Source organism: Hymenobacter sp. BT559, assembly GCF_016427535.1.
Classification (GTDB): Bacteria; Bacteroidota; Bacteroidia; order Cytophagales; family Hymenobacteraceae; genus Hymenobacter.
In genome coordinates this window covers 242,273-255,861 of sequence record NZ_JAELXV010000004.1, presented here as the reverse complement: position 1 = coordinate 255,861, position 13,589 = coordinate 242,273, and the positions used below count along the sequence as shown (strand labels likewise).

7 protein-coding genes are annotated in these 13,589 nt (G+C 59.8%); 4 read left to right on the top strand and 3 right to left on the bottom strand.

What is annotated here, in order from left to right; all coding sequences use genetic code 11:
- Positions 1-111: 111 nt before the first annotated feature.
- From JAO77_RS15585 to JAO77_RS15575, 3 genes are all read right to left on the bottom strand, one after another.
- Positions 112-1,047, bottom strand: coding sequence for a hypothetical protein (locus JAO77_RS15585; RefSeq protein ID WP_198991301.1), 936 nt, complete (start codon positions 1,045-1,047; stop codon positions 112-114).
- 39 nt (positions 1,048-1,086) lie between these two features.
- Positions 1,087-2,382: a glutamate-1-semialdehyde 2,1-aminomutase gene (gene hemL / locus JAO77_RS15580; RefSeq protein ID WP_198991300.1), complete on the bottom strand. Its 1,296-nt coding sequence runs from the start codon at positions 2,380-2,382 to the stop codon at positions 1,087-1,089.
- Positions 2,383-2,507: 125 nt separating this feature from the next.
- The gene (locus JAO77_RS15575; RefSeq protein WP_198991299.1) at positions 2,508-4,241 is read right to left on the bottom strand and encodes an ABC transporter substrate-binding protein; all 1,734 of its coding nucleotides are present in this window, start codon (positions 4,239-4,241) and stop codon (positions 2,508-2,510) included.
- 138 nt (positions 4,242-4,379) lie between these two features.
- On the opposite strand from JAO77_RS15575, the gene JAO77_RS15570 reads away from it, so the two are divergent.
- From JAO77_RS15570 to JAO77_RS15555, 4 genes are all read left to right on the top strand, one after another.
- Positions 4,380-5,063: a DUF1361 domain-containing protein gene (locus tag JAO77_RS15570; RefSeq protein ID WP_198991298.1), complete on the top strand. Its 684-nt coding sequence runs from the start codon at positions 4,380-4,382 to the stop codon at positions 5,061-5,063.
- 751 nt (positions 5,064-5,814) lie between these two features.
- Positions 5,815-8,028, top strand: coding sequence for a T9SS type A sorting domain-containing protein (locus tag JAO77_RS15565; RefSeq protein WP_198991297.1), 2,214 nt, complete (start codon positions 5,815-5,817; stop codon positions 8,026-8,028).
- Between the two features lie 580 nt (positions 8,029-8,608).
- Complete coding sequence (locus JAO77_RS15560; protein ID WP_198991296.1) at positions 8,609-11,266, top strand: SGNH/GDSL hydrolase family protein; 2,658 nt, start codon at positions 8,609-8,611, stop codon at positions 11,264-11,266.
- Between the two features lie 187 nt (positions 11,267-11,453).
- Positions 11,454-13,502 carry a HelD family protein gene (locus JAO77_RS15555; protein WP_198991295.1) on the top strand — a complete coding sequence of 683 codons (2,049 nt, stop codon included), beginning with the start codon at positions 11,454-11,456 and terminating at the stop codon, positions 13,500-13,502.
- The last annotated feature ends 87 nt before the right edge of the window (positions 13,503-13,589 follow it).

The following is a 13,589-nucleotide window of genomic DNA, read 5'->3' as shown; positions in this document are numbered from 1 at the left end:
GATTAACTCGGATTTTGGCAGATTGCGCGTCTGTTTTGGGCGCACCGCCGGGGGAAATAAGAGGGTAAGTAGCGCTTGGTTAAAAAATCGGCGCTACGAGTATAGGGCTGGCTAACGCGCAGAATGCGGCGGAGTGGGTTCTTCTTCGTCCTCCTCATCGTCGTAGTTGTCGGCAAGCAGCTCGCCGCTGGCAGGGCCGCGCAGGCGGCTCAGAAAGCTGGGCCGCGCCTGGGCTGGCTCCTGCTCGGGCATTTCTATGTCGGTTTCAGGATATGATGAGCCTTGAGCGCCAGTATTTTCTAGCTCGCGCACGCGGCGGCGCAGGCGCTGCAGCTCGGGCAGCACGCTCAGCAGCGCAAAACCGCCTAGGCCCAGGGTGGCGAGACTGCTCAACAGCGTGAGGTAGCCCACCCAGCCGGGGCCGGAGGCGCTAGCCGCCTCGGTGGGGCTGCGCAGCTCGGGCTCGCGGCTGGCCGAGTTAGGCAGGGACTCAGCCTCGGGGTCGGCGGTGCCGTTGGTGGTGAGGGGCGCCGAGGCCACGGCGGGTTCGGGTTCCACATCGGCGGCTGGCACGTTGGTCGTGGCGGTTTCGCCGCTGGCATTGAAGCGAGCCACGGCCTGCTTAATAATGCGCTGCTCGGTGCGAATGAGGGCCGAGCGCTCATCGCGCGGCAGGCCGCGGATGAAAAACTCGAAATTGCGGTCGCGCACCACCGCATTCAGCTGCTTCTCAAACTCGGCCTGCGAGAGCGAGCCGCCGCCAAAGTGCGTTTTGTAGCGTTCGGCCACGCCGTTGTAGTTCAGAAACAGCTTCTGCAGCTCGGCGTTATTCTCGAAGTTGGAGAACTCACGCCGAGCTGCGGCGGTGCGCAGGTTTTCAGGAAATTTCTGACGCGTGAAGTGCTTGTCATACACCGTTTCGAACGTGCGGAAGTTCAGCTCGTCGATGGTGCGGTCAAACAGCTTTTTGTTGGCCTGCGCGGGTGTTTCGCCCTGGGCAAAGCCGAGGAAGGGAACGAACAGCAGCAGCTTCCACAAGTAACGCATAGCTCAGAAATTCAAGAGTGAAAAAGGCGCGGCGTGAAATTAAAGCGAAAGGCCGTGCGCCTCGGCCAGCGACTCGCGGCAGGCCCCTAGGTACTTCTCCACCAGCTCGCCGGTGATGGACGTGGAAATAAACAGCGCCTCAAACTGCGACGGCGCCAGGTAGATACCGCGCTTCAGCATGGCGTGGAAGTAGCGCCCGAAGGCCGGCAGGTCGGCCTTTTTAGCGTCCTCCAGGTTATTTACCGGCTCGGCCGTGAAGAACAAGCTAAACATTGAGCCCACCCGGTTGACGGTGTAGTTCAGGCCCAGCTCCTGGGCAATCTGGCGGGTGCCGTCGGCCAGGCGGGCAGTGGTAGCTTCGAGCTGCTCGTATACCTCGGGGTGCTCGTGCAGGTAGCGCAGCTGGGCCAGGCCGGCGGCCGTGGCCAGTGGGTTGCCCGAGAGCGTGCCGGCCTGGTACACCTTGCCGGCCGGGGCCACCTGGTTCATGATGTCGGCGCGGCCACCGTAGGCACCCACGGGCAGGCCACCACCGATAATCTTGCCTAGGGTCGTGAGGTCGGGCGTGACGCCAAAAAGTTGCTGCGCGCCGCCAGGGGCGAGGCGAAAGCCGGTCATCACCTCATCAAAGAGCAACACAATGCCGTGCTCGGTGCACAGCGCCCGCAGCTCGGCCAGGAAGCCCGGCGCGGGCGCCACAAGGCCCATGTTGCCCACTACCGGCTCGATGATGATAGTCGCAATCTGCTCGGGGTTAGCGGCAATGGCGGCCTTCACGGCCGGTATGTCGTTGTAAGGTACGGTGAGGGTGTCCTTGGCCACGCCTTCGGTCACGCCTGGCGAGTCAGGGGCACCTAGGGTGAGCGCGCCGCTGCCCGCGGCAATCAGAAACGAGTCGCCGTGGCCGTGGTAGCAGCCCTCAAACTTGAGGATTTTGTCGCGGCCGGTGTAGCCCCGCGCCACCCGGATGGCCGACATCGTGGCCTCGGTGCCAGAATTTACGAGGCGGACTTTCTCTACGCTCGGTACCATCTCAATGAGCAGTTCGGCCAACTCGACCTCGCGGCGCGTGGGCGCGCCATACGAAAGTGAGTGGGGCAGAGCTTCCCGCACAGCATCGAGCACCACGGCGGGCGCGTGGCCGAGTATCATTGGCCCCCAGGAGTTGATGAAATCAACGTACTTATTGCCATCCACATCGGTGAGCCAGGCACCTTCGGCCGATTGCATGAATATGGGCGCGCCGCCCACGGCCCGGAAGGCGCGAACGGGGGAATTAACACCGCCCGGAATTAGCTCCTGGGCGCGGGAAAATAGATTTTCGGAAGTAGTCACTTGATTAATGATTAATGGTTAGGTATTAATAGTTAATTACTTGTCGGGTTCTAGCAGTAGAAAGGCGACCGCTCGGTACTGTCTGTTCGCTTAGAACTAACCTCTAATAATTAACCATTAAAACCCTATCGTACCAGCTGAAATTCCAGATTGCTGAGTTTCACCATCGGCACTACCTGATTGTCGTGGGCGCCGCCGGGATAAGAGAGGCCCTCGAAAATGGCGCCCGGCAGTGGCGACGCAGTGGCCAGTCCGCTCTGGAAGGCCGGCCCAAACTGCTGCAGTGCCGACCCGAAAAACAACAGCAACTCGAAGCCCTGGCTGGCAAACGTGGAAGGCGGCAGGTTTTGCTTGGCTAGGTACAGCTGCCGGAAGCGGCGGTAGCTGGGGCGCTGCGCATCGAAGTACTTGGGGTGGTAGTAGTACACGCTGGGCCCGCCGAGCTGGCCGGCACCCAGGCTGGGGTTATCGAGCCAGTCGCCGGGCACTAGTAGGGCGGGGCGGGTGGCGCTGGGCACCGCCCCTAGGGCCGCAAAAGCGGGTGGGCCTGCCTTGCGGTTGTCGGAGGCCACCACGAGGTGGCTGGCGTTGGCCAGGTCGAGCCCGGTGTAGGCGGCCGTGAGGCTGGCGGGGTCTTCGGGCCGAAACGCGCGCGAAGTCAAGATTTTGCCGCCAGCTTCTTCGTAAGCGGCCTGATAGGCCAGGGCAAAGTCATTTTCATCCTTGGCGTCTTCGTGCAGCAAAATGGCCGGCCGGCCAGTGCCGAAGGCCGTGGCGGCAAACTGCGCCGCCAGCCGGCCCTGAGTGGCCGCGCTGGGCATGTAGAGGTAGTGGTACGCATTGTCGAGCACCAGGCTCGCATCCTGCGAAAGCGGGTTGATGCACACTATCTGGTGTTCGCGGGCGAAGCGGGCCAGCAGCTTGGCGCCCGACTTGTATACCGGCCCGACGAGCATGTCCATACCCGCCAGCTCAGGCTGGGCCAGCACCGACTTCAGCGTCAGCGTATCGGCGCCCGTGTCGTAGGCATAAAGCTGCACCGACTGGCCGGCGCGCTGCAGCGAATCCTGGGCTAGGCGCAGGCCGGCGTAGAGGTCGGTTACAAACTGGTTTTTGCGCCGGGTCTGCCAGGTATTGTCTTGCAGCTCGAAGGGGAGCAGCACACCAATATTGTAGGTGCCCTTGCGGGGCAGGACCTTGGGCGCGGCCGGCGCCGTGGCCAGCACCGCGGCGTAGCGGCTGCGCTCGAGCTTAAACTGCGAGATGAGCGCATCGAGCTGCTGACGGTCGGGGTCGAGCAGCGGGGCGCTGGCCAGCAGAAAGTCGGCGTAGAGCCGGCCCACGAGCTTGCTCTGGGGGTAGCGCTGGCGCAGGCGCTGCCAGGTGGCGCGGTCTTTTAGCTTGGCTAAGTAGTTGGCCTGCATGGCCTCGCGCAGGCCAGCATACTGCTCGGCGGGCAGCTGCCCTAGGGTACGCAGGGCCGTGTCGTAGTCGCCCTGCTCAAACGATACCTGGCCCTGCAGGTACAGCGCCTCGTTGAGGCCCGCGTAGGTAGGGTACTGGTTGCGAATGAGGTTGAGCATCTGCTCAGCCTCGGCCCACTGCTTGGCGCGGGTGGCGGCCACGGCGTAGAGGTACGCCGCATCGGGGGCCTTCGCAAAGTGGTTAATGGCTTGGGTCAGAGGTTGCAGCTCCTGCATCGCCACGGCGTAGTGGCCTTGGTCGAGCTGATTCTTAGCAGCTTGGTAGCGGGTGAGCTGGCCTTGCGCGCTGGCGCCGAGGCTGAGCAGCAGGGCCCAGGGCCCCAGCAGCAAGCGCCACCGCCGCGGCAACGGGGCGGCCCGAAATAAATAAGTCATGCGATACTGAAACGGCTAGGTAGCCGCGTTAGCTACCGCAAAGGTACGTGCCACCGGGAGGGCCCGGCACGCAACTTGCTTACCCCGGCGCTCTACTTTAGCGTATTCACCTTTCGTACCGTGCTTATGTCCCTGGCCATGCCCTTATCTAAGCCCGCCCTGCGCCACCGCCTGCCGCTGCTGCTGGCCCTCGGCTTGTCGCTGGCCCTAAGCTTTGTGCTCATCGCGGTGCGGGTGCTGCTCACCCAGCAGCTCACGTTCGTTTTTCTGCTCTGGAATCTTTTTCTGGCCGCTATTCCGTTTGCCCTGAGTGCGGCCATTCACCTGGCGGCCCAGCGGCCCAAGGCCCGGCTGCTGCTGCCGGTGGGCGCGGTGTGGCTGCTGTTTTTCCCCAACGCGCCCTACCTCGTTACCGACCTTTTTCACCTGGAGCCGCGCCCCGGCGTGCCCTACTGGTACGACCTAGCCCTCATCATGTCCTGCGCCTGGAACGGCCTGATGCTAGCTTATTCATCGCTCATGGACATGCACACGCTGGTGCGGCAGCGGCTGGGCTTTGTGGCGGGCTGGGGCTTTGCCACGGTGGCGCTGGGCCTCAGCGCGTTTGGGGTGTACCTAGGGCGGTATTTGCGCTTTAATTCCTGGGATATCCTCAGCAATCCGTTTACACTGTTCTACGACATTGTGCAGCGCTTCCTGCACCCCTTTCACAACTGGCAAACCTGGGGCGTCACGGTCGTGTTCTGGGCATTTTTGCTCATTGGCTACGCTACCGTGCGGCTGCTAGGTAGGGTAGAGGTAGCAACTGAGCAAGAGCTATAAGGAGCCAGTGGGTGGGTGCCTCAGGGCGAGAACTACTTCGAGGCAGGTGGTGGCCACGCCGCTGGTAGTCGGCTTGTAGAGCGGGCCGAAAACACTGCGGAGCCGCGCTAACAGCATAGCGCATGACTTCTAGGTGGGAACTGGGCCGCTTTGCTCTCTAAGGCCTAGTCAGGTTGCCACCCTAAATAGTGTTGGGCCACGCAGCCCGCGCCAGCTGGCTACTGGGCGAGGTTGCCGTGAAATACTCGTCGCAAAACGCAGTGTAGGCTTTGGCAAGAGGCAGCTAGCTCCCTCACCGGGCTAGGGCCAGCGCAGGCAGCACAAGCTGGTTGACCTACACTGTGGGCAAGGCCCACCAGTGGACCTATGCGCGCTCGCCAATGCACAACTTTTATACAGTGTTGGCAGCGCGCCTCGCATTTCATTTACTAGGGCGCAAAGAAGAGCTTAAGCTGCCTTGCCAATACCTCTGGAGCAACCACACTATGCCTAGTTGGAGGCTCATTGATTGGCACGTATTAGCGCTACAGTACTTAATTAAGTAAGCTCGTCTATAGTAATAAATCCTGAAGTGTTTATGAAGTGAAAGTGGTTTTAGGCGTAAACATTTTAATAAAAAATACTACAATTCGACTATAATTCGCTGTGCTTGACATGGGGAGAATACTTTCGATTTTTAGGCTCACACGCTGTATGGGCCTTTGTAATCTTGAATATTCCTATTTTCTCTCCTTCTTTCCCCTGTTTTGTCATGCTTTTACACCTATTCAAGCGGTGGTTTGAACCTCCTGCGCAGCGCACAAAATTTCGTCAGATTGTGGGGCGCTTTTGCCTCATCAGCGGCCTAGGGTTGCCATGTGTAGCGAAGGCCCAAGTACTCATAAACGAGAGCTTCCGGAACGCTACTTCGTCCGCTTTCACCTTGCGTAATAATGCGGTGCTGACCGCTAACTCCGCCTCCGGCGTGGGCGATACGGACGGCAATGGCTACCTGCGGCTAACCGGCAACACAACCAGCCAGCGGGGCGCCGTCATTAGCAATGATGCTTTTTCGGCCGCGCAGGGTTTCAACATCTCCTTTGAGCTTTTTGCCTATGCTAATGCAACGGGCGGAGCCGATGGCTTTAGTGTTTTTTTGATTGATGGCAGCACGTCGGTGGCCAATTTCACACCGGGTGCCTTTGGCAGCTCTCTGGGCTATGCCCCTGCTACCACGGGCACCTCGCCTAACACCACCACCACGCCCGGGGCCACAAACGGCTATATCGGGATTGGGCTGGATGAATACGGGGGCTTCAATACGAGCAATGAGGGGCGCACTGGGGGCGGCACGGCTTTCGTGCGCAACACCATCGCTGTGCGCGGCAATGCGGCAAGTAGCTACGCCTTACTTACTCCGACGCTCACGGCATCTAACACAGGTAGTGCCCTAGGTGTCGCCACGACTCGCGCCCAGTCTGGTAGCACCGACTACCGGCGCGCTACCATCAATGTGACGCCCACCGGCGGTACGTTTCGCATTACGGTTCGCGTCCAAAATGGTACGGGCGTAGTGACAGCTGTCAACTCCTTCTTGCTGAATACGCCGCCGCCCCCCACGCTACGCCTCGGGCTCGCGGCCTCCACGGGAGGCTTCACGAATACCCACGAAATCCGCAACCTTTACGTGGTTGTGCCGCCCACGGCAGCAGATGACAATGCAGTGACGCCCAACAACACGCCCATCACCCTCAACATCCTGGGTAATGACAACCCCGCCAGTAGCAGCTTTGACTACAACACGATTGACCTGAACCCTAGTACCATCGCTATCGACCGAACGGTGACGGTAACTGCTAGCAACGGTAGCACTGGCACCTTCGCCGTGAACACAACCACGGGTACCGTCACCTTTACACCCACCAACACGAGCAGCGTAGGTTCTTTTTCTGTACCCTACGTGGTGAGCACTGTGGCGACCACGGGCACTAATGCCGTGCCTGCTACGCCTACCAACCCGGCAACCATTACGGTGCAAGTGGGGGGCAGCGGCGCCGACATTGCCACCAGCATCAGCGGGCCTGCTACCGTCCAGCCCGGTACTAGTATCTCCTACACTATCACTACCACCAACGTGGGCACAACTAACGCTAGCACGGTGGTGCCAAGGCTGACGCTTGACCAGAACCTGACGCTGACCAGCCCACTACCCACTGGCGCAAACTACACGAATGGGGTGCTGACCTTTCCTACGACCGGCACCCTAGCGGCTAATGGCAGCGTTACGTACACAGTCACTTTCACAGCCCCGGCCAGCACCTCGACGGTGGCAGCCACGGCTTCCGCTACCACAACCTCCACTGACGTGAACGCGGCGAACAATAATGGGACGGCGGCCAATAGCAGAACCAACACCGACGTAAGCCGGCCGTTGGGCGTGCAGCTGGTGCATTTTCAGGCCCGGGCCGCTGGCTCTGCCGTGCAGGTGGTGTGGCAAACGGCTTCCGAAGAAAACAACGCCTACTTTGTAGTGGAGCGCTCGACTGATGGTACCAACTTCGTGCCCCTGGCGCAGCTAGAGGGGCAGGGTACCTCGGCACGGGAAATGAGCTATAGCTATCAAGACCAGCCTGCTGTGCCGGCAGTGCCTACTACGCTCTACTACCGCTTACGGCAGGTAGACACGGATGGTACTGCTACCCTGAGCCCCATCCAGGCCGTGGCGTGGGCACCCCAACTCGGCGCCCCAGTCTTGCACACCTACCCCAACCCCATGCACGGGCAGCTAACCGTAGACCTGACCAACTGGCCGGTAGCGCCATGCCTCGTCGAGCTGGTAGACCTGGCTGGCCGCAGCCACTACCGGCAAGTACTTACGGGCGGCGAAGTGCAGCAGCTGGCCGTACCCGCGCTGGCTACCGGCACCTATGTCCTGCGCGTGCAAGGGCCCGGCCGGCAGCAGGCTAAGCTAGTAGTGCAGCAATAGCAGTCCAAGGCAGCGCACACATAGGCATAGCTAGCCACTTTCTTAAGTAGTAAGCTGGCTATCTACGCGAAGCAAGGGCTAAGCACCCACAACAAAGCCCCTCCCTAGGAAAGTATTACCTAGGGAGGGGCTTTGTTGTGGAAGAGAGCAGGGGCCAGTACGCTTACGTTTATGATGCTGGCGCACTAGCCAATAAACGTGGCGCACCATCCTTGCTATACCTGTATAAGTAAGCAGAACCAAACGAGGCCGGCGGCCTCCAGCCTAGAGGTCGCTATTGCTAGCCGAAGCAGGCCAACTACTTGCTTCCAGGCCTAGTAGCTAAAAGGTTTATTCAATACTGAATTTTATTTTTTGTTGAACGTATATAATTGATAATAAGATATTTTATTAATAAAGCGGCTGGTTTCTCTTGTCGTTGCGCAAAACTTGCGTGGGGTATTACCTAGGAACTACTGATAATAGAGGATAGCTGTGTGTATCATTGCAAACGTTTGTGACAGTTAACTGCTGCAGTAGAGTTAATTAGCGCAGGCGCTGAGCATCCTGTTTCTTCCATTCCCACCTGTATGTTACGCTTATGCAAAGAAAGCTTTTACTCTTAGCGCTACTAATTCTGGGCCTGAGCCAAGCCCACGCTCAAACTCCTACCGTGCGCTCCATGCTCCTTGACTTTGGGGTTAATGATGGCACGAATGGTAACAGCACCGTGAACCCCGACGCCAATGGCAGCTACTGGAACAACCTGCTGAACCGGACGGGCGTGAACGATACTTTCCGGCTCGTGGACAAGCAAAACCAGAGTACCGGCATCAAGGTGAAGGTGGGTCCTAACTTCTTGACCAATGGGCTACTAAACGGGGGGCTACTAGCCCCGAGCGCCACGCTACTGGGAGAGTATGCCGTGGCTACCGCCACGCAAGACTACTTCTTTGTGCAGGGCACGGGCAGCACCAGCATGGCCACGCTACGCTTTAGCGGCCTGGCTGCCAATCGGCGCTATGTGTTTCACGTATTTGGCTCGCGGCAGACCGCAGACGAGACGCGGGTATCGCAGTACAAATTTACCGGGGCCAACGTTAGCACCATCACGCAGACCACGACGGGCCCCGGCGTGGGGGCCAACGGCTACCCCGGCAACAACAACACAGTTACCAAGTCGGATACCCTAACGGCTGACGCGGCCGGCGGCATCACGCTAGAGCTGAGTAAGATAAGAGGGTCGTTTGGTTATCTTAACCTAATGCGGCTCGACATTGTGCCGGGCCGGGCCCTGACAACGCCCCCCGTCTACTATACCTTCCAGAACCCCGGTTTTGAGTTGGGTAGCCTGGCCTATTGGACTACCGTGGGTGGCAGTGGTGGGGGCGCTACCATTGGCCAGGCGGTGAAACACCAAGGTTCCTTTGCGGCCCAGCTTACGGGCCCTAACAACCTGAGCGTAGAGCAGCGCATCAGCTACCAGGCTACTAGTGGCGTAAGCACCTACCGGCTCAACGGCTGGTTTTTAAACCCGGCTGCCAGCGCCCTGAGCGGCACCCAGGCGGCCCATCTAGAGCTGCTGTTTTATAGCTCGACTAGTACGCTGCTCGGGCGCTTCAAGTCCGATTCGGTGCAGGCTAGCACGCCCACTACTACTTGGGTGCGGCTGTCGGCGGTAGGGGCCATTCCGGCGGGTACGGCCTTTGTGGAGGCGGCCGCCGTGTGGCGCAACAGCGCGGGCTTAGCCGCGGGCAGTGTCTACTTTGATGACCTAGGTGTGGAGCCCTATGTGCCGATTAGCGCCACTAAAATGACCTACATCGGCTCGTCGGTACCGTTTGGTACGGGGGCTACCAGCAACCGCGGTTATACTACCTTATACGCCGACGTGCTGGCGGCGCGCAGTGCGGCTGGTATCGGCGGACCCTGGACAACGGCCAACGTATCGGTGCCCGGCAACAATACGGTGGACGTAACCAACCGCTTCGACAACGACATTTTTCCGCAGAACGGCAAATACGTGTTCATCGGCCTCTCGCTCGGCAATGAAGGCATTACGGGCAGTAATAAAGAGAACACGTTCAACCAGTTTCGGGATAACATGCAGGCACTCATCACGCATGCCCGCGCCAATGGCTTGGTGCCGATAGTGGCCGGCAACTACGGCCGCAACGACTACACCGCCACCGAATACGGCTACGTGCAGCGCATCAACGCCCTGCTCAACGGCTGGAGCGTGCCGACGGTGAACCTACTCGGGGCCGTTGACGATGGTAACGGCCGCTTTACCCGCGGCTACTGGTTCGATGACCTGCACCCCAACGACCTAGGCCATGCCGAAATGGCTCGGGCCATCGTGCCCTCGCTGCTCGACGCCCTGGCTGCGGGCAAGGCCCAACCTAAGCGCCGCGTCAGTGCGGGCATCAGCTTGCGCAACTCCGCTACCGCCCCCGCGCCCCTCGTGCGCCTGGTGCCCGAAGACGTGGTGCATCCGTTCACTACTACGCTGCGCTTCCGTACCACGAGCCCGGGCCAGCTGCTGCAAGTGCTTGATAGCGCCGGGCTAGCGGCCGGCACCATTCAGATAGCCAACACGGGCAAGCTGCTCTACACCTCCGCCAAGGGCCGCACCATTGCGGGCACCAAAGTGGTGAACGACAATCGCTGGCATAAGCTGGTGCTTACCCACTACTACGGCCGGGGACTCACCCAGCTTTATGTAGATAGCCTGGCCGAAGGCACGGCGGCCGAGCGCCTGCGCCCCACGCGCCTCGACCTAGGGGGCAGTGCGGCCCCGGCCCGCGTGCAGCTGCGCGACTTTCTGTTTTACCGCTCGGGCATGAACGAAGGCGAAGTGCTGGCGATGGCCGCCGACTCACTGCTGAAATCGAGCCTGGAAATCTACGCCCCGCTCGATGGCAGCCGCGCTGTAGCCGCCGACTCGCTCATCAACCTAGCCCAGAGCCTGAACACCCTGAGCCGGGTAGATGCCCCCCTGGCAGCCCGCGAAAGCGCCCGGGCGGCTGCCATCAGCTTTTACCCCAACCCCAGCACCGGCGTGGTGCAGGTGCGCGCGGCGAGCCGCCTCGACGGTACTCTGGTGCACGTATTCAACGGGTTGGGCCAGCTGGTGCTGACCGCCCCTGTGCGGCAGGAGCGCCTCGACCTCAGGTCTTTACCAGCAGGTGTATACCTCTTGCAGTTTGAGCTGGCGGGTGAGACGATTCGCAAGCGCTTAGTGCGCCAACTAGACTAGCCGCTGGGTACAGTCGCTCAACTTAACTGCAAAGCCCCGCTGCCAACCGGCCGCGGGGCTTTTGTTTAGCCCTAGGGCCGCCCGTTGGTGCTGACTGGCCGGTAGGTCGCCGGGCGGCTGGTGCAGCAGTTTCGCCCGGCCATCCTTTTAGGCGCAACTTTGTAGTTTAGTAGCTAAGATATACCCCGTGCTGAACGTAACCGAGCAAGAAGAGAAAGCCTATTTAGCGGAAATCAAAGAGAAGCTGACGCTGGCAATTAGGCGCGGCGACGACGCCGTGAAACAGTTTGCCGATGAGCTCCGGCAGAAAAAGCAGTACCTGCACGAGCACCAGTCGAGCCTAGACGACGCCGATAAAGTGGCCGCCGACCAGTCGATTAACCGCATGGCCTTTACGGGCGAGGCCGCCGTAGTTCGCAAACGCAGGCTATTCAAGCTATTGCAATCGCCTTACTTCGGGCGCATCGACTTTAAGGCGCAGGGCCAAGCCTCCGCGCCGGTGTACATCGGCGTGCACTCCTTCCTGGACGAGCAGCAGCGCCGCAGCCTGGTTTACGATTGGCGAGCGCCTATTTCCTCCCTGTTCTACGACTACGAGCTGGGGCCGGCCGCCTACGCCACGCCGGCCGGCTCGGTCGAGGGCGTCATCGACCGGAAGCGACAGTACCGGATTCGCGACGGCCAATGGGAGTATATGCTCGAAAACGACGTCAACATCCACGACGACGTGTTGCAGCGCGAGCTGGCCAAGTCCTCCGACGACAAACTCAAGAACATCGTCGCCACCATTCAGCGTGATCAAAACGCGGTTATTCGCAATGAGACGGCGTCGGTGATGGTTATTCAGGGGGTGGCTGGCTCGGGCAAAACCTCCATTGCCCTACATCGAATTGCGTTTTTGCTCTATCGCTACCGCGAAACGATTTCGGCTAAAGAGGTACTCATCATTTCGCCTAACAAAGTCTTCGCTGACTACATCTCCAACGTCTTGCCCGAGCTAGGGGAGGAGCACATTCCCGAGCTGGGCATGGAAGAGCTGGCGGCCGACTTGCTTGAAAATAAGTACGCGTTTCAATCCTTTTTCGAGCAGATATCGGCCTTGCTTGAAAACCCTGATGCAGGCTTCATCGAGCGCATTCGGTTCAAATCGTCGAGCGAGTTCCTGAATAAGCTAAACCAGTATTTGCTATACGTAGAGAATAATTACTTTACTGGCAGCGAGCTACGGGTGGGCAAAGTGACAGTGCCCTTTGCCTTCATTCAGGGCCGCTTCAAGGCCTACCACCGGCTACCGCTCTTCAAGCGCCTGCCGCAGGTGGCCCAGGATGTGCGCACCTACGTGCGCGATGCCACCCAGCACAAGCTGGGCGGGCACGAAAAAGCCCGTATCGGCGAGGCCATTCCGCGCATGTTCAAGTTCACGCAAGTGCTGGACCTGTACCGTGATTTTTATCGCTGGCTAGGTCGGCCCGAGCTCTGCCGGGTCGAGCCGGGCGGGCGCCTGGAATACGCCGACGTTTTTGCGCTTATCTACCTGCGCCTGCGCCTGGAAGGTTTTAGCGCCTACGAGCACGTAAAGCACTTGGTGATAGACGAAATGCAGGACTATACCCCGGTGCACTACGCCGTGCTATCGCGCCTGTTTACGTGCCGCAAAACCATCCTAGGGGATATAAACCAGACGATTAACCCCTACGGCGCTTCGGCGGCCGAGACCATTGCGCGCGTCTTCCCGCAGGCAGATGTGGTGCAGCTGCACCGCAGCTACCGCTCTAGCTTTGAAATCACCGCCTTCGCGCAGCGCATCATCCCTAATCCCGACCTCATTGCCTTGGAAAGACATGGACCAGCGCCCGAGGTGCTGCGCTGCGCTAGCCCCGACGAGGAGCTACAAGTAGTGCAGCAGCGGGTCGCGGCTTTCCAGCAAGGCGGTAAGCAGTCGCTGGGCATCCTGTGCAAGACCCTGCGGCAAGCTGCCCAGGTGCATCAGGCGTTGCAAGGCCTTGGTGTGCAGTTGCTCACGGCCGAGTCCACTACTTTTAAAGAAGGCGTTGTCATCACCACTGCCTATTTGGCAAAGGGCCTCGAATTTGACGAGGTTATGGTGCCCTTTGCCTCCGTCGCTACTTACAAGACAGAAATAGACAAGGGTATGCTCTACGTGGCGTGCACCCGGGCTATGCATCAGCTCACGCTGACGTACTCCGCGCCACTTACTGCTTTTTTATCAGCCTAGCTGGCTGCCTTACCAAGGCAGCCAATTAAAATGTTGCCGTAGATGCGCTTGCGACTGCCCTAGCTCTAATAAATAGGGTTGCTAGTA